We start from the raw sequence: 19,829 nt of genomic DNA on the forward strand, positions 1-19,829 counted from the left end.
CCATGCGGGGGCGTTTGGCAAGCATCGGAGCCGAGGAAAGCGTGCTTTCCGAAGGCTGGAACCTGGTCCTGACGGAACCGGATGCCTGTGCGGTGCCGCACGACATTCCGCTCTCCGCGCAGTTCATTCCCGCACCCGTTCCAGGCACCGTCGCCGCCGCACTCGAAAGAGCCGGGCTCTTCGACCGGGAAAATCCGGAGCCGCTGAACGCCAAAGACGCCTGGTATCTCTGCCGCCTCTTCGATGCCGAACCCGGCGAAGCGATCCTGCGTTTCGAGGGGCTGGCGACGCTGTGCCATGTGTTCCTGAACGGCCAGGAAATCCTCTTTTCGGAAAGCATGTTTACCGCGCATGAGATTCCGGTGACGCTTTCGGGCGGCGACGAGCTGGCGCTCTGTTTCCGGGCGCTCGGCCCGCGTCTGTCGGAGCCCGGCCCGCGCGCGCGCTGGCGGCCACAGATGATCACGCCGCCGGGCTTGAAAAATTTCCGCACGACGCTGCTCGGCCATATGCCGGGCTGGTGTCCCGACATCCACGCGGTCGGCCCGTGGCGGCCGATTTCTCTGGTGCGGCGCAACCCCGTATCGCTCGACAATGTCTCGATTCGCGCCGTCTTGGAGGAGAGCGGCGTCGGCCGGCTCAGCGTTTCCCTGCACAACAATGCCGAGAACCCTTCGATGCTGCTGCGCTGCGGCGGGATGGAACAGCCGTTCGAAAAGGTCGGCGACAATCATTACTCTTCTATCCTCAAGCTTGCCGACATCGAGCCCTGGTGGCCGCACACACATGGCGCTCCCCGTCTCTACGAGCTGACGCTGGTTTCGGATGGCACCGAGTACTCGCTCGGCAACACCGGCTTCCGGCGTATCGAGGTCGACCGCGGCGATGACGGCGATGACTTCGCGCTGCTCGTCAATGGCGAGCGCGTCTTTTGCCGCGGCGCGGTGTGGACGACAGCGGATATCGCGCGCCTGCCGGGTGGACGAGCGGACTACGAGCCGTTCCTGCGTCTTGCCACTGACGCCGGCATGAACATGATCCGGATCGGCGGCACGATGACCTATGAGACGCCGGATTTCTTTGCGCTCTGCGACGAACTCGGCCTGCTCGTGTGGCAGGACTTCATGTTCGCCAATTTTGATTATCCACGCAATGACAAGACCTTTCTCGGTCACGTGCACGCCGAGGTCGAGGAAATGCTGCACGGCGTTCAAGCATCGCCTTCGCTCGCGGTGCTCTGCGGCGGTAGCGAGATCCACCAGCAAGCGGCCATGCTCGGCCTGCCGATGGAATTCTGGAGCGGGCCGATCACCGATGAGATCATCCCGGCCGTCATCGCGCGCATGCGTCCCGACGTGCCCTATGTCCCGAACTCGCCCTATGGCGGCGCACTGCCTTTTTCGCCGAACGCCGGTGTTGCGCATTATTACGGCGTCGGCGCCTATATGCGGCCGATTGCCGATGCCCGCCGCGCCGAGGTGCGGTTTGCCTCCGAAAGCCTCGCCTTCGCGCATGTGCCGCAGCATAGGACGCTGCATCGTCATCTCGACGTGCCGGCCGTCCACAGCCCGCTCTGGAAGGCGCGCGTGCCGCGCGACCGCAGCGCATCGTGGGACTTCGAGGACGTTCGCGACTTCTATCTGGAGCTCCTTTACGGGTTCGATCCGGCCCGGTTGCGCCGCGAAGATCCGGAACGTTATCTCGATCTCTCCCGCGCCGTCACCGGCGAGGTGCTCGAGGAAACCTTTGCCGAATGGCGGCGCAAGGGCTCGAGCTGCAGCGGCGCACTCGTCTGGACGCTGCAGGACCTGTTGCCCGGCCCCGGCTGGGGCGTGATCGATTCGACCGGCGAGCCAAAGCCGGTCTGGTATGCGATGCGCCGTGCCTTCCGGCCGGTTCAGACCGTCTTTCTCGATGAAGGAACCAACGGCCTCGATGTGCATGTCGTCAACGAGACCGACGCCGCACTCGACGTCGAGCTCGAAGTCTTCTGCCTGCGCGACGGCAAGCAGCAGGTCGTCAGCGGCAACACGGGCTTCAAGCTGGCGGCACGGAGCGTGGAACGGTTTGCCTCCACCGCGCTGTTTGGCGCCTTCTTCGATACGACCTACGCCTTCCGCTTCGGCCCGCCGGCGCATGATGTCAACGTGGCGCGACTGCGCTCACTCGCCGACGGCGCCATTCTTGCCGAAAGCTTCCACTTCCCCTGTGGACGCGGCAAAGCGCTTCACGATGCGGGCATCGAGGCATCGCTCGGCAAGGTCGGCGACGATTGGTTCGTCGATCTCAGGACCGACAGGCTGGCGCAATCGGTGCATATCGACGTCGAAGGCTATCGGGCCGAGGATGATTGGTTTCATCTTGCTCCCGGCGCGGCGCAGCGCGTGCGGCTCCATAGGCTGCCCGGCACGGAGACCGATAGTCCGCCGGCCGGCGACATCAGACATCTCGGCAGTTCACATCGCCTCATGCTCCAGAGCTGACCCCGCCAACAACAATGCCGATGCATTGAAAGAGATCCGTGATTTGAGAACGATATACCGATTTCTGCGTGCCCATGCCCTGCAGCGGCTGATTCCACGCTCGCGTGTCGCCTTCAATCCGCGCAAGCCGGTGGAAATCGCCGGTTATCTATCGATGGCCGTCGGCGTCGGCGAGTCGGCAAGGCTGTGCGCCGACGCGCTCGCCGCAGCAGGCCGGGCGATATCGCTTTCGGACGTCAGCACCCATCCCGACGAATCGTCCTTTGCCGGATGGAGGCCCTTGTCTCCCTCCGCTGAAACACCGGGAAGCCGCATCTGGCATCTCAATCCGCCGATGTTGCCGCGCGCCATTCTGAAGAAGGGCGTGGCGACTTTCTCCCGTGCCTTCAATATCGGCTATTTCGCCTGGGAGCTCGAAGCCGTGCCGGCGGAGTGGCGCAACGCGATGCGTTACATGAACGCCGTCTTCGTGCCTTCGGAATTCACCCGCCGGGCGATTGCGCCGCTGACCGCCGCGCCCGTTATCGTCGTTCCGCATCCCGTCACCGAGAAGCCGGCCGCGGACGGCATGCGGGAGAAATTCGGCATCGACGAGGACGCCTTTCTCGTCAGCTTCATCTTCAGTGCCGGCTCTTCGATCAACCGGAAGAATCCGCAGGCCGTCGTCGAGGCCTTCAGGATATTTGCCGCCGAAGCCCCACGCGCCTTTCTGTTGATGAAGGCCAGTGGCGACATCGCAAGGGACGAGGGCCTGCGCGACCTGGTCGCCTCGGTCAAGGACGACAGCCGGATCAGGATCGTCACCGACAAGCTGTCGAATTCCGAGATCAATGGCCTCATCCGCTCGTCCGACGCCTATCTTTCGCTGCATCGTTCGGAAGGCTTCGGGCTGACCGTTGCCGAAGCGATCATGCAGCTTACGCCCGTCATTTCCACCGCATGGTCGGGCACGGCGGATTTCTGCGATCCGAACAATACATGGCTGGTCGACGCTCCGCTCATTCCGGTTGTCGATACCCACCCTGAATTTGCCGGGCTCGGAAATGCGGTCTGGGCAGATCCTTCTCCCCCGGCGGCGGCCGCGCACCTCAGGGAAATCTTCCTTGCGCCGGAGCGGGCGCGCGAGAAGGCGGAGAAAGCACGGGAATTTCTGCTGCGCTACCTCGCCGAGAACAGCTACGAGAAGGCACTTCACAGGCTGGCGGAGCTGCAAACCAGCTAAGCTGAGGTCGCCACTCCGCTTTATTTTAACATTTTCGCATTAGAGATGGCGGGTATGCGGATTACGGCATGTCACGCAGAACCGTGCAACGGCCGATCCTGACGGATGGACAGATGTCGAAGGGTATTATCGCAAATTCGGTGATGAATGCGGCGGCGGGCATGCTGCTGCTGCTGACGGGATTCGTTTCCTCGATCATCACCGCGCGGCTGCTGGGACCGGAAGCCAACGGCATCGTCGCTTTCTCGCTCTGGCTGGTGGTGACCGGCGCCTCGATCGCCGAGCTCGGCTCCAGCATCACGCTCCTGAAGACGCTGCCGCAGCTGTCGGCGGAAGGTTACGACGCGCGCCGCCGACGCGGTTTTGCCGCCATCCTCGTCAGCTTCATGATGTTTTCGACCGTCGTGCTGCTGGCCCTTTACGCGCTGTTTTTCCTGACTTCCGAGGAGATGCACTGGGCCGAAACCGCGCCGTCCGTCGCTCTGGTCACCGGCGTTCTGTTCTTCGTCCAGGCGATCGGCTCCTTCGTCAAATTCTACCTGATCGGAGAGAAGAAGCTCGGCGCCTTCTTCCGGCTGACCGTCGTCGTCTCGATCGTCCAGCTTGCCGGCGTCGCTGTCGGCGCCGTCCTCTATGGCGTCCAGGGTGTTCTGATCGGTTACGCGCTCGGCCAGCTTGTCCTGTTTTTCGCCACGCTGCCGATCCTGCTTGCACGCCGCGACTGGTGCGGGGTGTCGCTGAAATACCTGGCCTCCTCCTCGGTCATCCTCTCGCTCCAGTTCATCATCGATTCCATCTTCCTCAACCGGCTCGAACTGCTGTTTCTGCAGCAGTTCTGGTCGGTGGAGATGGTCGGCTATTATGCGGTCGGCCTGTCGATCGCCAATATCGCATTGCAACTGCCGATCCAGATGACCGGCAGCCTGCTGCCCTACTACTCAGAGCGGCGGCACAACAGCGACGATTCGACCTTGCCGGTCGAGGTCTTTGCCGCCGTCACCCGCAGCATGGCCTATATCGTCCTGCCGATGAGCCTCGGGCTTGCTGCCATCTCCAGCGAGCTGGTGCGGGTCGTGTTCGGCGAGGCGTTCGGCCGCAGTGGCACGGTGGTGGCGCTGCTGGCGCTGGTGGCGCCCGCCTATACCTTCATGCAGATCCTCAGCCTCTACCTCCTATCGATGGACAGGGCCCGCGCCCGCCTGAAAATCAGTGTGATAGGTGGCCTCGTGATGGTAGCCGGTTGTTTACTGATCGTACCTAGGCTTGCCGCCGAGGGCGCCGCGCTGGTGCGCATCCTCGTCTTCGTTGCAATGTCGGTGATGATGATCAGACAGACAGGATTCGGATCTCAGCTTTCGGGTCTCTACAGAAGCCTCACGAAGGTGACGCTCGCCTCCGTGTTATGCGCCTGCGGAGCCATTTCCGTGCTGGAATTTGTCCATGGTCCGGCCGGTCTCGTCGGTGCGATCGTCGCCGGCACGTTGTGCTATTTCGCAGCGCTGCGGGTGCTGCGCGCCGTACCGGCCGAAGATGTCGATGTCATGCGCTCCATTCTCGACAAGATGCCGTCCATGCTCCGCAAGCCTGTCGGGCACGCCATCAATTTCATTGCGCCGGCGCTTCCCGGTGATCCCGATCGCGCCAAGGTCGCTCCCGGCGAATTCTCGCTCGAACCGGCTGAGGGGGCTGGGCGCAGCGCTGCCCTGCCTGTCGTCTTCGACGGTACGATCGGCCTGTTCATGCCTGAGAATGCGCAGGTGAAGAAGCGTTCGGCCGCTGTGCTTTTTGTCAGCCCCTGGGGTTTCGAGGAGATGTGCAGCCGCAAGTTTTTCCGCGTTGCGGCCGAGCATTTCTCGGATATCGGCGTGCCGAGCCTGCGCTTCGACTATCGCGGCACCGGCGATGCGCTGGATTTCGACGCGCTGCCGGCAAGTCTGGAAACCTGGGAAAATTCGATCCGCGCGGCGGCTGCCAAGCTGAAGACACTCTCCGGCTGCGACCGTATCGTCCTCATCGGACAGGGCCTCGGCGCAACACTTGCGCAGCGCATCGGCGCCTCGATCGAGGGCGTCGACAGCCTCGTCATGCTGGCGCCGGTGCTGAGCGGCCGGGCCTATCTGCGCGAACTCAACATGTGGTCGAAGATCATCGATGCCGATCTCGGCCTCGGCAAGGAGCATGTCCAGACCGCCAAGGTGCAGATCGCCGGCCTCGTCATGCCCGAGGAGATCGCCGGCGAGCTCGGCAAGCTCAACATCGCCTCGCCGCGAGGATTGGCGGCGTCCCGCTATCTGATCCTCGAACGTCCCGCCAAGGCCGACGATACCGGCTTTGCCGATACGCTGACGGCGCTTGGCGCCGATGTCGAGCAGAAGGCTTTCGAAGGCTATGATGAACTCGTCACCAATCCGCTCTTCGCCAAGACGCCGATGGCTGTCGTCGCGCAGCTGACGACGTGGCTGGAGGGGGCCACGGTGGAGACATCCGCCGCCCCATCGCCGGCAGAAATCGACAACCCGCCGCTGGCCGGCAATGGGTTTGTCGAAATACCGGTCCGTTTCGGAAGCCATGATCACCTGGTCGGCGTCGTCAGCCGGCCGCCCGGCGAGATCAAGGGCAGTGCCGTGCTCTTCCTGTCGACCGCCTATGACCGGCATGCCGGCTGGGGGCGGACGACGGTTGATATGGCGCGCGAGCTTGCGCGCCAGGGCGTGGTTTCGCTGCGCTTCGATTCCGCCAATGTCGGCGACAGTCCGCCGCGGCCTGATGCGCCGGAGCAGGTGCTTTATTCCGATACGCAAACCGCCGATGCAGTCGCCTCGCTCGATCTGCTCGAAACCATCACCGCCGGCCCTGTAATGGTGGCCGGCCGGTGCAGTGGCGGCTATGTCGCCTTCCGCGCCGGCGTCGCCGACGAGCGACTGAAGGCCGTCGTGTCGATCAATCCCTTCGTCTATTACTGGGATCCTGAGATACCGGTGCGTAAGGAACATGTCGTTTCCGTTCCCCGCAGCCTCGATGATTACGGCCAGCGCCTGGCGCGGCTCGATACGCTAAAGCGGCTGCTGCGCGGTCAGGTGGATGTCGTCTCGGCGCTGCAGAACATGGTCATCGCTGCCGGTCGTCGCCTGTCCCCATGGGTCGCGCCGCTGCTCGAGCTGCTGCCCGACCGGCGTCACATCGCCCGCGAGGTCCGGCATTCCTTCGCCCAGTTCGGCAGGCGCAAGGTGCCGTTGACGCTGATCTACAGCGAAGGCGATGTCGGCCTCGATCACGTCTATTTTCACTTTGGACCGCGCGGCGCCAAGCTGTCCCGCTATCCGAATGTGCGGCTGCTGATGCTGCCGGATGCCGATCATAATTTGACGCCGCCGCAATCACGCAGGTTCGTGCTCGATGAGATCATCCGTCTCGCCAAAGCATGACGGGATTTCAGGCTGGCAGGATTAGATCCGGTCAGGAGAGACGACGTTCAGCGACCGATAGAGATCGATATAACGCCGGGCGACGATATCCCAGGAATAGCCGCGCACGGCGTCGACAAGCTCGGCGCGAACGACGTCCGGTTGGCGCGCGAGCATTTCATAGGCCGCTTCGATCATTGTCGCGGCGCTCGCCGGATGGGTGAAATCGGCCAGCCTGATGACGGGATGCCGGCCAGCAAGCATTGTAAAGGCATCATTGGCGTTCAGCACCGGCAGCAGGCCGGCGCTCATCGCCTCCAGCGCCACAAGGCCGAAACCTTCATACTCCGAGGCGGAGGCAAACAGCGAGGCCTCGGCGAGAATGCGCCGGATGGCGCCGTTGTCGGGCGAGACGTGCAGGGTGACGCGGCCGGAAAGATTGCGGCCTTCGATGGCGGCTGCGATATCAACCCGGTTCAGGTCGGATTCGGCGCCGACAATATCGAGATGCCATTCCGGATCACGATCCTTCAATACCGCCATCGCGTCGAGCAGATGGTCGAGCCGCTTGTTCACCGAGAAGCGGCCGATGGTGACGATGCGGCGCCTTGGCCGCTGCGAGGCACTATCGGCGAATTTGCCGATATCGGCGCCGTTTTCGATCAGCAGGCTGTCCGGGACGATGGCGGAAAACTGCTTGAGATCGGAGGCGCTGCAGCAGACGACGCGTCGGTAGGCCAGTGCCGAAGCGCGGGTCAGCGTGCGGAACCAGATCTTCTTGATCGCCGCGTATTTGCGGGTGTGGAAGAAGCCGCCATGGGTGGTGACGATCATCGGCTTGCGATGCAGCAGCCGGCCCCAGGCAAGGGCATCGAAGAAGAAGTCGATGGCATGGACATGCACGAGATCGGCATCAGCGAGATGGCGGAAAACCTCCGGCGCCAGCGGGTAGCGGCTGCTGCCGGACCAGGGAATGCGCACCACCGCGATACCGTCGATGTCTTCGCGCGCCGGCAGTTTATCCTTCGGTGCGGTGAACAGCGAATCGAGTGTGACGACGCGAACGCGATAACCGCGCCGGACGGTCTGGCGGGCAAGATTGGCGACCACATCTTCCAGGCCGCCGCGATTGGGCAGGAACTGCCGCACGACATGGACGATCAGCGGCCCCGTTTCCAGCTGCGGCCTCGCGTGCACCCTGCCTGCCTCGACGATCGCCATTTCCCACCTATCGCTGTGCACGCCGCCTCCTGTCGAGGCGGCTTTCTTATAGCAACGATGAGATATCTCAGGCGTTAAGCCGCAGTTTTAGCGACGTTCGGACAGGCGATTCTTCGCGAAAAGGGTTAACCGCGTCTGACGGAGCTCAGAAAGCCTTAAAGGTCAGCGTCGTCAGCGATCGGACGATGCCGGGTATATTGGCGATGTTGTCGTTGATGAACTTGCCGATATCCTGGCCTTCCTCAATGTAGACCTTCAGCAGCAGATCGTAGTCGCCGCTGGTGGAATAGAGCTCCGAAACCAGTTCGGTCTGGTAGATGGCGTCGGCAACCTCATAGGTTTTGCCGGGGGCGCATTGGAGCTGGACGAAGATCGGCTTCATGAGATTTCCTGCAGAGTTTGTTTGGCTGATATAATGGTCGAAAGCGCCATGCCGATGCAAGCCGTTCCTCACGCAGCCGGATTGGCGGCGGCCTCCGCGACGATCCAGTCGCGAAAGGCGGCAAGCGGCGCATAGTCGGCGCGCTCGCGCGGAAAGGCGAGATAATAGCGCTCGCGGCTCTCCATCTCCCGATCGACGGCGGCGACAAGATCGCCGCGCCTGAGTTCCTCCTGCATCAGGAATGTCGGCAGCAGGGCGACCCCGAGACCGGCGATCGCCGCCTGTGCGGCGGTGGCGAACTGGTCGAAGAGCATGCCATGCACGCTTTCGAAGGAAACGCCGTTGCCGGCGAACCACTGCTCCCAGGCATCAGGGCGCGTCGTCAGATGCAGAAGCGGAACGGACAGCAGATCCTGCGGCCCGGTGATCGCGTGTCGCTCGAGAAAGTCGAGGCTGCAGGCCGGCACGGTGCGCTCCGACATCAGCAAGGTCAGTTCCGCCCCCGGCCAGTGCGGATGGCCGAAATGGATCGCCGCATCGATCGAATCGAGGCGGAAATCGAAGGGCGAGAGCCGGGTCGCCAGATTGATGGTTACACCAGGATTGGCGGCGAGGAAGCGCCCGAGCCGCGGCGCCAGCCAGCGCGTGCCGAAGGTCGGCAGGATGGCGAGATTGAGCGTGCCGCCATGCGGATTGGCGCGCAGGTTCAGGGAGGCGCTGGATATCCGCCGGAGTGCCTCGCGGATTTCGCGGGCGTAGCCGTCGCCGGCCAGTGTCAGCCGCATGGTCTGGCGTTCACGCAGGAAGAGCTCGACGCCAAGCTGCTCTTCCAGCGCGCTCACCTGGCGACTGACGGCGCTTTGCGTCAGATCGAGCTCGCGTGCGGCCGCCGTGACGCTGCCGGTGCGGGCGACCGCCTCGAAGGCGGCGAGATGTGAAATCGACGGCAGAAAACGCCTTGAGCCAAGCATAATCATTCCATTTCAGAATGAGCTATTTCCGAAATAGCGATATTTCCGGCTTCGCCGCGATTGTAAAGAGTTTCATCCTGCAAAAACGGAATGAGCCGGAGTTTCGAAATGCCGCAAACCTTCGTTTCCACTGACCGCATCCGTTCCCTTTTCACCGAAGCGATGTCGCAGATGTACCGGACGGAGGTGCCGCAATACGGCACGCTGATCGAACTGGTCGCCGATGTGAATGCCGACTGCCTCGAACGCGATCCGGAGCTGCGCCAGCGTTTGGCGCACGCCGGCGAGCTCGAGCGCATCGATGTCGAGCGTCACGGCGCCATCCGCCTCGGCACGGCCGATGAACTTTTCACCATCCGCCGGCTGTTCGCCGTCATGGGCATGCAGGCGGTCGGCTACTACGATCTCTCTGTTGCCGGCGTGCCGGTCCATTCCACCTGCTTCCGGCCGATCGACGAGGCCGCGCTCAACATCAATCCGTTCCGCGTCTTCACCTCGCTGCTGCGATTGGAACTGATCGAAGACGAAGGCCTGCGCAGCGAAGCCGAGGCCATTTTGGCAAAGCGGCGCATCTATACGCCGCGCGCCGTCGCACTGATTGAGCGTCACGAGCAGAATGGCGGCCTGACGGAAGCGGAAGCAACGGAATTCGTCGCCGAGGCGCTCGAAACCTTCCGTTGGCACGGCGAGGCGACGGTCGGCGCCGAAACCTACAAGCGCCTGCACGACGCGCATCGGCTGATCGCCGACGTCGTCAGCTTCAAAGGCCCGCACATCAATCATCTGACGCCGCGCACGCTCGATATCGACGCGGTCCAGGCCCGCATGCCGGAACGCGGCATCACGCCGAAGGCCGTCATCGAAGGGCCGCCGCGCCGTCATTGCGATATCCTGCTGCGGCAGACGAGCTTCAAGGCGCTGGAAGAAACGATCGTCTTTGCCGGTGAGGCGGAAGCAGTTCAAGGCACGCATACCGCCCGTTTCGGCGAGATCGAACAGCGCGGCGTGGCGCTGACGGCCAAGGGCCGGACGCTCTATGATAGGCTGCTCGCCTCGGTTCGCGGCGAGGTGCAGGTCGGCGCCGGCGGTGCCAAGGCCGGCGCCTACGATCGGGAACTTGCCGAGCGTTTCAAGGCGCTGCCGGACAGCTGGGACGAGCTGCGCAGACAAGATCTCGCCTTCTTCCGTTATGCCGCCACGCCGGCAGGCATTGCCGCCGCGGTCAACGGCACGCTGCCTGGCGATCCGGAAGCGCTGATCGCCAAGGGTTACCTTGCCTTCTCGCCGATCGTCTACGAAGACTTCTTGCCCGTCAGCGCGGCCGGCATCTTCCAGTCGAATCTCGGCACCGATCAGCAGCAGAATTATGCGACGCGCTCGAACCGCGACGCCTTCGAGGCAGCACTCGGCGCTGCCGTTCAGGACGAGCTGGTGCTTTATGCCGAGCGCCAGGCCGCATCGCTGGATGCAGCGATGGAAGCGCTCGGCCTTGCGGGCCTGCCGTTGAAGACCGTTGCGTGAAATGCGCGCTTCAACCCTTCATCATATGCGCTAAACTACCGCGATTTCGTTCCGATCGGACTGAACCATGCTGAATGATCCGCGCTCCCATGGCCTCTGGGAAAAGACCGCAGCCGAACCGCCTGCTACCTCGCCTCTCGCAGGCGCGGTATCGGCCGACGTCGTCATCGTCGGTGGCGGCTACACCGGCCTCTCCTCTGCCCTGCATCTTGCCGAAGCCGGCTCGAAGGTGGTGCTGCTGGAGGCGAAGGAGATCGGCTTCGGCGGCGCAGGGCGCAATGTCGGTCTGATCAATGCCGGCATGTGGGTGATGCCCGACGACCTGCCCGGCGTGCTCGGCCCGCTGCACGGCGAACGCCTGCTCGAGCTGCTCGGCAATGCCCCGAAGCTCGTGATGCAACTGATCGACAGGCACGGCATTGCCTGCGAACTCGAACGCGCCGGCACGCTGCACTGCGCGGTCGGCGCCGACGGGCTGAAGGAAATCGAGGCGCGTGCGGCGCAGTGGGCCGCACGCGGCGCGCCCGTGACGCTGCTCGATGCGGCGGAGACGGCCAGACGCATCGGCAGCGACGCCTATACCGGTGCGCTGCTCGACTTGCGCGCTGGAACGCTGCAGCCGCTGGCCTATGCGCGCGGCCTTGCCCATGCCGCCGTCAAGGCGGGTGTCGCCATCCATACGTCGAGCCCCGTCATCGCAACGGAGCGCAGCGGCAGCCGCTGGACCGTGAAGACGGAAAACGGCGCGGTCAGCGCCGACTGGATCATCGTCGCGACCGATGCCTACAGCACCGGCCCTTTCGAGCAGGTGCGCAACGAACAGGTCTATCTGCCCTATTTCAATTTCGCCACCGTGCCGCTTGGCCACAATCTGCGTCAATCGATCCTGCCGGGACGGGAAGGCGCCTGGGATACCAAGGACATCCTGTCCTCCTTCCGCATGGACCAGGCAGGTCGTCTCGTTTTCGGCAGTGTCGGGGCGCTGCGCAATACCGGGCTTGCCGTGCACAAGGGCTGGGCCAAGCGCGCCCTGAAGCGGCTCTTCCCCATGATCGGCGATGTCGAATTCGAATGCGAATGGTACGGCCAGATCGGCATGACCGACAATGCGCTGCCGCGCTTTCATAAATTCGCCCCCGGTGTCATCGGTTTTTCGGGTTACAATGGCCGCGGCATTGCCCCCGGCACGGTTTTCGGCCGGACACTGGCCGAGCATATTCTCGGCCGGCTTTCGGAAGCCGATCTGCCGCTGCCACTGACCTCGCCCACCGAACCGAGCTTCCGGGCGCTCAAGGAATTATGGTACGAAGCCGGCGCTCAGGTTGCCCACTTCGCCGATGCCCGCTTCTGAGAACCGACAAGCGCTTCTGAGAAGCGAACTCGCTTCTGGAATAACAAGATTGGAACCACGACAATGAACATCGCCGTCCTCGATCTCGCCACCGAAACCGCCAAGCTGCTCGCCGAACTCGGAGTCGACGCCAGCCGCTATCACGGCGGCACGCTTTCCGTCACCTCGCCGGTGACGGGCAAGGAAATCGGCAAACTCAAAGAGCACACCGTTTCCGAGACGAAGGCGGCGATCGAAGCGGCGCACAAGGCTTTCCTCGAATGGCGTTCGGTGCCGGCGCCGAAGCGCGGCGAGCTGGTCCGCCTGCTCGGTGAGGAACTGCGCGCCGCCAAGACGGCGCTCGGCCGTCTCGTCTCGATCGAGGTCGGCAAGATCACCTCGGAAGGCCTCGGCGAGGTGCAGGAGATGATCGATATCTGCGATTTCGCCGTCGGCCTGTCCCGCCAGCTCTACGGCCTGACGATCGCCACCGAGCGCTCCGAGCACCGGATGATGGAAAGCTGGCATCCGCTCGGCGTGGTCGGCATCATCTCCGCCTTCAACTTCCCCGTCGCCGTCTGGTCATGGAATGCAGCACTCGCGATGGTCTGCGGCAATTCCACCGTCTGGAAGCCCTCGGAAAAGACGCCATTGACCGCGCTTGCCGTGCAAGCGCTGTTCGAGAAAGCGCTGAAGCGCTTTGTTGCCGAGGGCGGCACGGCGCCGGCCAATCTGTCGACCTTGATCATCGGCGGCCGTGAGGTCGGCGAGGTGCTGGTCGATCATCCGAAGATCCCGCTCGTATCCGCCACCGGCTCGACCGCCATGGGCCGCGCCGTCGGCCCACGCCTGTCGCAGCGTTTTGCCCGCGCCATCCTCGAGCTCGGCGGCAACAATGCCGCGATCGTCTGCCCGAGCGCCGATCTCGACCTGACGCTGCGCGGCGTCGCCTTCTCCGCCATGGGCACGGCCGGCCAGCGCTGCACGACGCTGCGCCGTCTCTTCGTGCATGAAAGCGTCTACGACCAGCTGGTGCCGCGCCTGCAGAAAGCCTACGGCTCCGTCACCATCGGCAATCCGCTCGAAACGGGCACGCTAGTCGGGCCGCTGATCGACGGCCAGGCCTTTGAGAAGATGCAGGCAGCGCTTGGCGAGGCGAAATCGGCGGGCGGCAAGGTGACCGGCGGCGGGCGCGTCGACAACGGTTCGGCCGATGCCTTCTATGTTCGCCCCGCGCTTGTCGAAATGCCCGATCAGACCGGACCGGTCGAGCACGAGACCTTCGCGCCCATTCTTTACGTGATGAAATACAGCGATTTCGACGCGGTGCTGGCCCTGCATAACGCCGTGCCGCAGGGGTTGTCCTCGTCGATCTTCACCAACGACATGCGCGAGGCGGAAACCTTCGTCTCGGCACGCGGCTCGGACTGTGGCATCGCCAACGTCAACCTCGGGCCTTCGGGCGCCGAGATCGGTGGCGCCTTCGGCGGCGAGAAGGAGACCGGTGGCGGACGTGAATCCGGCTCCGATGCCTGGAAAGCCTATATGCGCCGCGCCACCAACACGATCAATTACGGCAGCACGCTGCCGCTTGCGCAGGGCGTCAAATTCGACGTCGAATAGGCGCGGTGACGAGAAAGGCGGCGTTCGCGTGGCGCCGCCTTTTCACTGCATTGAGATCTGTTCCCTGAAAAAAATTAGTCAAGATATTGTGATGCTTTTTTCGTCACGATCAAACTTGAAATAGCTAGTCAAGAAAAATATACGCCTCTTACCACCGGGGAAGCCCGGGTGACATTGCCATGGAGGTCAGCTTGACTATTGCTCTTAACCGTTTCTCCCACCTGCTGGCGCTTGCCGCTTCGCTTCTCTCCGCCACGGCGCTCGTCAGCAGCGCCAATGCGCAGGATGAAGGCCTCGTCGTCTATAATGCCCAGCACGAAAGCCTGGGCCGCGAATGGATCGATGCCTTCACCAAGGAGACGGGCATCAAGGTCACCATGCGCCAGGGTGGCGACATGCAGTTTGCCAACCAGATCATCCAGGAAGGCGACGCCTCTCCTGCCGATGTCTTCCTGACGGAAAATTCGCCGGCGATGGCGCTGGTCGACGGTGCAGGCCTCTTCGCGCCGGTCGAAAAGGAAACGCTGGATCAGGTTCCCGATCAGTATCGCCCGGCCGACGGCATGTGGACCGGCATTGCCGCCCGCACGACGGTTTTCGCCTATGACAAGACGAAGCTTACCGAGGACAAGCTGCCGAAGTCGATGCTCGACCTCGCCGATCCCGCCTGGAAGGGCCGCTGGGGTGCAGCGCCCGCCGGCGCCGACTTCCAGGCCATCGTCGCCTCCCTGCTGCAACTCAAGGGCGAAGATGCCACCAAGGCATGGCTGAAGGGCCTCAAGGACAACGCTACCCCCTACAAGGGCAACAGTGTCGCCATGAAGGCGGTCAACGCGGGCGAGGTCGAAGGCGCGATCATCTATCACTATTACTGGTTCGGCGATCAGGCCAAAACAGGTGAGAACAGCAAGAATGTCGGGCTGCACTATTTCAAGACCCAGGATCCGGGCGCTTTCGTCAGCGTCTCGGGCGGCGGCGTCCTGAAGTCCACGCAGCATATGAAGGAAGCCCAGGCCTTCCTGAAATTCGTCACCGGCAAGGCCGGCCAGGCGGTTCTGAAGAATGGCACGTCCTATGAATATGCCGTCGGCAAGAATGCAGCCTCCAACGACAAGCTGACGCCGCTCGCCGATCTCAACGCGCCGAAAGTCGAGGCTTCGACGCTGGACAGCAAGAAGGTCGTGGAACTGATGACCGCCGCCGGCCTGATCTGACACTTCTGCCGCAGGCTTGCAGCAGCCAAAACTATTGCTTTTGGCTCAAGAAAACCTTAGGGCATGACGAAATCCGGCAACCGTCCTTCAAGGGCGGTTGCCTTCCTTTTTCAGCGTGTGAAGGCATCGGCCTTGCTGCAGGACAACAGATTGCTCGCATCCGGTACCGAGGCGCCGGCCGCGCCGGGGACCATGCGAATGGTATTGCCGCGCGGGCGCATGCCGCACGCCTCCGTCGTGCTCCTCGCAACCGCGGTCGCGCTGTTCAGTCTCGTGCCGCTCGGCTTTATCGGCTGGATCACCTATGATGTCGGCTGGGAGACCGTGAAGGCGCTCGTCTTCCGGTCGCGCGTCGGCGACCTCCTCATCAATACGATTCTCCTGGAATCGATTACCATTCCGCTGTCGATCGCACTCGCCGTGACGCTTGCCTGGCTGACCGAGCGCACGGATGTTCCTTTCGCCAGGCTTTGGGCCTGGCTCGCCATCGCGCCGCTTGCCGTGCCGGCCTTCGTGCACAGCTATGCCTGGGTCAGCCTCCTTCCCGGCATGCGCGGCCTGCAGAGCGGCGTCTTCGTTTCGGTGATCGCTTATTACCCCTTCCTCTACCTGCCGGTCGCCGCAGCCTTGCGCCGTCTCGATCCGGCCATCGAGGATGCCGCCGCTTCACTCGGCCTCAGTCCATGGCGCGTCTTCTTCCGCGCCGTGCTGCCGCAGCTGAGATTCGCCATCTGCGGCGGCTCGCTGCTGATCGCCCTGCACCTGCTTTCGGAATACGGCCTGTTCGTCATGATCCGCTTCGACACTTTCGCGACGGCAATCGTCGACCAGTTTCAGTCTTCCTACAACAGTCCGGCCTCCAACATGCTCGGCGGTGTGCTCGTCGCCTGCTGTCTTTTCCTGCTTGGCCTCGAAGTGCTGCTGCGCGGCAACGAACGTTATGCCCGCGTCGGCGCCGGCTCGCCGCGTCCGGCCGATCGCCGTCGTCTCGGCTGGTTCGTGGTGCCGGCCATCGCGCTGCCCGTCGTCCTGGCGGTGCTGACGCTCGGCGTGCCGCTGGTGACGCTTGGCCGCTGGCTCTATCTCGGCGGCAGCGAGATCTGGCGTATCGACGTCGCCAGCGCCTTCGTGCAGACGATCGTGCTCGCCCTTGCCGGCGGCGTGCTGGCGACGGTTGCCGCGGCTCCGATGGCATGGCTGTCCGTGCGTGCACCCGGGCGCTTGCAGCGCCTGCTCGAAGCCTGCCACTATTATGTCGGCTCGCTGCCGGGTGTCGTCGTCGCGCTGGCGCTGGTGACGATCACCGTGCGCCTAGTGCTGCCGCTCTATCAGACCTTCGCAACCCTGCTCGTCGCCTATGTGATGCTTTTTCTGCCGCGCGCCATGGTCGGGCTGCGCACCAGCATCGCCCAGGCGCCGGTGGAGCTGGAGCGCGCCGCGATGGGTCTCGGCCGCACCCCCGGCCAGGCGGTGCTGCAGATCACCATGCGGCTTGCAGCGCCCGGAGCCGCCGCCAGCGTGGCGCTCGCCGCACTCGGCATTACCAATGAACTCACGGCGACGCTGATGCTTTCGCCCAACGGCGTCGACACGCTGGCGACGAAATTCTGGTCGCTGACCAGCGAAATCGATTATGTCTCTGCCGCCCCTTACGCCTTCATGATGATCGTGCTGTCGCTGCCGCTCACTCTGACGCTCTATACGCAATCGAAACGGACCGCCGGCCAATGACGCTGCTTACGATCGAGAACATCAGCAAGCGTTACGGCCCTGTCCAGGCGCTGAAGGATATTTCGCTTGAAGTGCAGGCGGGCAGCCGCACCGCCGTCGTCGGGCCGTCCGGTTCGGGCAAAACGACACTGCTGCGCATCATTGCCGGTTTCGAGCAGGCCGACATCGGCAGGGTAACCCTGGATGGCGGCGTGCTGGCGGACGGTCCGGCTGCGGTGCCGGCCCACAAGCGCGGCATCGGCATCGTCTCGCAGGACGGAGCACTGTTTCCACATCTAAGCGTCGCCGAGAATATCGGTTTCGGTTTCGAGAAAGGGGCCGTGGATCGCGAGCAGCGCATCGTCGACCTGCTCGACATGGTCGAGCTCGATCGCGGCATGCTGACGCGGCGCCCGCACCAGCTGTCCGGCGGCCAGCAGCAGCGCGTGGCGCTCGCCCGCGCGCTCGGCCGCAAGCCGCGGCTGATGCTGCTCGACGAGCCATTCTCGGCGCTCGATACCGGCTTGCGTGAAAACATGCGCAAGGTGGTGGCGCGCGTGCTGCAGGCGGCCGGCATTACCGCCGTTCTGGTCACGCATGATCAGGAAGAGGCGCTGAGCTTTGCCGATCAGGTGGCGGTGTTGAGGGAAGGGCGGCTGATCCAGGCCGGATCGCCGCAATCATTGTATCTGCATCCCAAGGATCGAGAGACGGCGCTGTTCCTCGGCGATGCCGTACTGCTTCCCGCCATCATCCGAAACGGGCTGGCCGACTGCGCCCTCGGCCGCGTCGCCGTCGAGGGCAATCGTCAGGGCAAGGCGGAGATCATGCTGCGGCCCGAGCAGATTCGCGTCGTTGCCGACGATGGCGATCGCAGCTATGGCGGACGTGTCGTCGAGGTGGAGTTCGGCGGCGCGGTCTGCACCGTTGCCGTTTCGCTCGACGGCGTTGCCCTGCCGCCGATCCGGATCAAGACCTCGAGCGTCGCCCTTCCCTCGCGCGGCGATCTCGTTCGCTTGGATATCTCAGGCAATGCGCATGTATTCGAACGATAAAGCGCGTCGCATCGAATTTGATGCATGCGACGCGCTTTAGTTCTTTGTTTTATGCATGTCGTTACCCCGGAACCGCTGCACACTTCCGGGCGACATGCATTGCTCAGCCGACCTTGCGCACCAGCTCTTCCGGCTCGATGCCTTCCAGCCAGCCGCCGGTGAAGCCGGCGCGCTCAAGGCCGAGGCGGATGGTCGGCGATTGCCGCATCAGCTTCCAGATGAAGTCGGAGCGCTCGTTTTCGATGGTCATGACGACAAGACCCTGGTCGATGCCGACGGTGCGGTCGTCGACCCAGCCTTCCGGTCGCTTGGTCTTGACAGTCGGGTTGAAGCCGCCGGGAAAACCGCCTTCCAAGAGCAGGTTCGGATAGCTGGTCAAAAGTGCCTTGGTGCCATCGAGAGCCGCCTGCCGGTCGTAGGGCAGGCAGGCGAGGGCCGCCCAGGGCGCGATCGTGCCGTCATCCGGGCCAAGCGGGGCGCCGCGGGCGGCATAACCCAGAACCTTCGGCTGGCGGCCGCCGCGCATGCGCCGGGTCGGCGGCGGGCCGTCGCAGGCGGAAAAGCCCCAGATATTCCTGTTATAGCCGACAAACTGGCCGGGATTGCGCTCAGCGTAATCGCGCTGGACGTTGATGACGACCTGGGTGTTGCGGAAGTAATCCCAGTTGCGCTCCGCCATCGGCTTATCCCGAATGCCGCGGAAATCGATCCAGGCATGCGAGAAGAGATGGATGAAGAGCGGGCCGGCATAGAGATAGGATTGTTCGCCGTGCATCATCCAGGAATAGCTTGCCGTGAAGGCGTCGTAGCACGATTGCGGGATGGGATGTGTCGGCGATGCCAGCGCCAGCGCATAAAGGATGATCGCCTCGTCGAAACCGTGATAACGCCAGCGCAAAAAGCCGGAGGAAGGCTTCCAACCCATGGAAATGGTGTCGCCCTTATTCAGCGCCCAGCGCCAGTCGACCCGTTCGTAGATGAAGGTCGCAAGTTGCCGGATTTCAGTCTCGATCTCGTCCGGGCGATCGAAATATTGGGCTGAGGTCAGAATGCCGGCAACGAGTAGCGCGGTGTCGATCGTCGAAAGCTCGCTGTTCCAGGCGCGGTTGCCGGTATCCATGTGCAGGAAATGGTAGAAGAAGCCGCGGTGACCGGTCGCATGGCGCTCCTCGCCCTGGCGCGCCTCGGCAAAGAAACGCAGCGTATTGACCGTGCGTTCGGCCGCTTCCTTGCGGGTGATCCAGCAACGTTCGACACCGACGGGATAGGAGGAAAGCGCGAAGCCGACGGCCGCGATGCTCGCCGGCACGCCGCCGATCGAGGTATCCGCCACCAGGCCATTCTCGGGATTGGAATATTTCAGGAAGTACTTGAATGCCGAAAACTGCAACCTGTCGACCAGGGCTGCATCAATATCTTCAATCCGTTGCAGCATAGGCTCCTACCCAACTGTTGCATCGCCCCATGGTTGGAACATGAGGGCCGTCCCCCGGGCAAATCAAACCTTTTTGATTCGCAAGGATAAGAGAACACAAACGGCGGCTATTGGTCGTTAACAATTATCGGTGAAATAATATCTAGCATAAGTCATATAAGCGGTGCAGCAAAATGAGGGCGCCGCGCCGCGGCGGCACAGCTCATCTCAGGCAATACTTGCCGTCTTGCGGCATCCCGCAAGCGCCCCCTATCGACC

The 19,829-nt window shown here is 63.3% G+C and carries 13 protein-coding genes; 9 read left to right on the top strand and 4 right to left on the bottom strand.

Annotated elements, in window-relative coordinates:
* Positions 1–2: 2 nt before the first annotated feature.
* From EFD56_RS07170 to EFD56_RS07180, 3 genes are all read left to right on the top strand, one after another.
* A complete protein-coding gene (locus EFD56_RS07170; RefSeq protein WP_085743491.1) occupies positions 3–2,483 on the top strand; it encodes a glycoside hydrolase family 2 protein in 2,481 nt (826 codons plus the stop codon).
* A 43-nt stretch (positions 2,484–2,526) separates the two neighbouring features.
* On the top strand, positions 2,527–3,705 hold the full coding sequence (locus EFD56_RS07175) for a glycosyltransferase family 4 protein (protein ID WP_085743492.1): 1,179 nt from the start codon (positions 2,527–2,529) through the stop codon (positions 3,703–3,705).
* 113 nt (positions 3,706–3,818) lie between these two features.
* Entirely contained in the window at positions 3,819–7,130 is a 3,312-nt protein-coding gene (locus EFD56_RS07180; RefSeq protein WP_085743493.1) for an oligosaccharide flippase family protein, read from the top strand.
* A 21-nt stretch (positions 7,131–7,151) separates the two neighbouring features.
* On the opposite strand, the gene EFD56_RS07185 is transcribed toward EFD56_RS07180, so the two are convergent.
* The 3 genes from EFD56_RS07185 to EFD56_RS07195 all read right to left on the bottom strand — a co-directional run bounded on the left by EFD56_RS07185 (position 7,152) and on the right by EFD56_RS07195 (position 9,689).
* On the bottom strand, positions 7,152–8,330 hold the full coding sequence (locus tag EFD56_RS07185; RefSeq protein WP_085743494.1) for a glycosyltransferase family 4 protein: 1,179 nt from the start codon (positions 8,328–8,330) through the stop codon (positions 7,152–7,154).
* Between the two features lie 145 nt (positions 8,331–8,475).
* The gene (locus EFD56_RS07190) at positions 8,476–8,712 is read right to left on the bottom strand and encodes an Lrp/AsnC ligand binding domain-containing protein (RefSeq protein ID WP_003567502.1); all 237 of its coding nucleotides are present in this window, start codon (positions 8,710–8,712) and stop codon (positions 8,476–8,478) included.
* 68 nt (positions 8,713–8,780) lie between these two features.
* On the bottom strand, positions 8,781–9,689 hold the full coding sequence (locus EFD56_RS07195) for a LysR family transcriptional regulator (protein ID WP_085743495.1): 909 nt from the start codon (positions 9,687–9,689) through the stop codon (positions 8,781–8,783).
* 84 nt (positions 9,690–9,773) lie between these two features.
* Between EFD56_RS07195 and hglS the strand changes: the two genes are divergently transcribed.
* From hglS to EFD56_RS07225, 6 genes are all read left to right on the top strand, one after another.
* Positions 9,774–11,204 carry a 2-oxoadipate dioxygenase/decarboxylase HglS gene (gene hglS / locus EFD56_RS07200; protein WP_085743496.1) on the top strand — a complete coding sequence of 477 codons (1,431 nt, stop codon included), beginning with the start codon at positions 9,774–9,776 and terminating at the stop codon, positions 11,202–11,204.
* Between the two features lie 67 nt (positions 11,205–11,271).
* Positions 11,272–12,555, top strand: coding sequence for an NAD(P)/FAD-dependent oxidoreductase (locus tag EFD56_RS07205; protein ID WP_085743497.1), 1,284 nt, complete (start codon positions 11,272–11,274; stop codon positions 12,553–12,555).
* A 63-nt stretch (positions 12,556–12,618) separates the two neighbouring features.
* Positions 12,619–14,157 carry an L-piperidine-6-carboxylate dehydrogenase gene (amaB, locus tag EFD56_RS07210; protein WP_085743498.1) on the top strand — a complete coding sequence of 513 codons (1,539 nt, stop codon included), beginning with the start codon at positions 12,619–12,621 and terminating at the stop codon, positions 14,155–14,157.
* Positions 14,158–14,348: 191 nt separating this feature from the next.
* A complete protein-coding gene (locus EFD56_RS07215; protein WP_126905000.1) occupies positions 14,349–15,371 on the top strand; it encodes an iron ABC transporter substrate-binding protein in 1,023 nt (340 codons plus the stop codon).
* 63 nt (positions 15,372–15,434) lie between these two features.
* Positions 15,435–17,102: an ABC transporter permease gene (locus tag EFD56_RS07220; protein ID WP_085743500.1), complete on the top strand. Its 1,668-nt coding sequence runs from the start codon at positions 15,435–15,437 to the stop codon at positions 17,100–17,102.
* Entirely contained in the window at positions 17,099–18,136 is a 1,038-nt protein-coding gene (locus tag EFD56_RS07225) for an ABC transporter ATP-binding protein (protein ID WP_010018133.1), read from the top strand. The genes EFD56_RS07220 and EFD56_RS07225 overlap by 4 nt, the downstream gene beginning before the upstream one ends.
* A gap of 103 nt (positions 18,137–18,239) precedes the next feature.
* On the opposite strand, the gene EFD56_RS07230 is transcribed toward EFD56_RS07225, so the two are convergent.
* A complete protein-coding gene (locus EFD56_RS07230; RefSeq protein WP_010006250.1) occupies positions 18,240–19,571 on the bottom strand; it encodes a glucoamylase family protein in 1,332 nt (443 codons plus the stop codon).
* Positions 19,572–19,829: the final 258 nt, after the last annotated feature.

Origin of the sequence: Rhizobium phaseoli (assembly GCF_003985125.1) — a bacterium.
Taxonomy (GTDB): Bacteria; Pseudomonadota; Alphaproteobacteria; order Rhizobiales; family Rhizobiaceae; genus Rhizobium; species Rhizobium phaseoli.

Excerpts from the sequence above, each read along its gene's own strand:
- EFD56_RS07170 (WP_085743491.1), top strand. The coding sequence starts at position 3 with ATGCGGGGGCGTTTGGCAAGCATCGGAGCCGAGGAAAGCGTGCTTTCC.
- EFD56_RS07180 (WP_085743493.1), top strand. The coding sequence starts at position 3,819 with ATGTCGAAGGGTATTATCGCAAATTCGGTGATGAATGCGGCGGCGGGC.
- EFD56_RS07185 (WP_085743494.1), bottom strand. The coding sequence starts at position 8,330 with ATGGCGATCGTCGAGGCAGGCAGGGTGCACGCGAGGCCGCAGCTGGAA.
- EFD56_RS07190 (WP_003567502.1), bottom strand. The coding sequence starts at position 8,712 with ATGAAGCCGATCTTCGTCCAGCTCCAATGCGCCCCCGGCAAAACCTAT.
- EFD56_RS07195 (WP_085743495.1), bottom strand. The coding sequence starts at position 9,689 with ATGATTATGCTTGGCTCAAGGCGTTTTCTGCCGTCGATTTCACATCTC.
- hglS (WP_085743496.1), top strand. The coding sequence starts at position 9,774 with ATGAGCCGGAGTTTCGAAATGCCGCAAACCTTCGTTTCCACTGACCGC.
- EFD56_RS07205 (WP_085743497.1), top strand. The coding sequence starts at position 11,272 with ATGCTGAATGATCCGCGCTCCCATGGCCTCTGGGAAAAGACCGCAGCC.
- amaB (WP_085743498.1), top strand. The coding sequence starts at position 12,619 with ATGAACATCGCCGTCCTCGATCTCGCCACCGAAACCGCCAAGCTGCTC.
- EFD56_RS07220 (WP_085743500.1), top strand. The coding sequence starts at position 15,435 with ATGACGAAATCCGGCAACCGTCCTTCAAGGGCGGTTGCCTTCCTTTTT.
- EFD56_RS07225 (WP_010018133.1), top strand. The coding sequence starts at position 17,099 with ATGACGCTGCTTACGATCGAGAACATCAGCAAGCGTTACGGCCCTGTC.
- EFD56_RS07230 (WP_010006250.1), bottom strand. The coding sequence starts at position 19,571 with ATGCTGCAACGGATTGAAGATATTGATGCAGCCCTGGTCGACAGGTTG.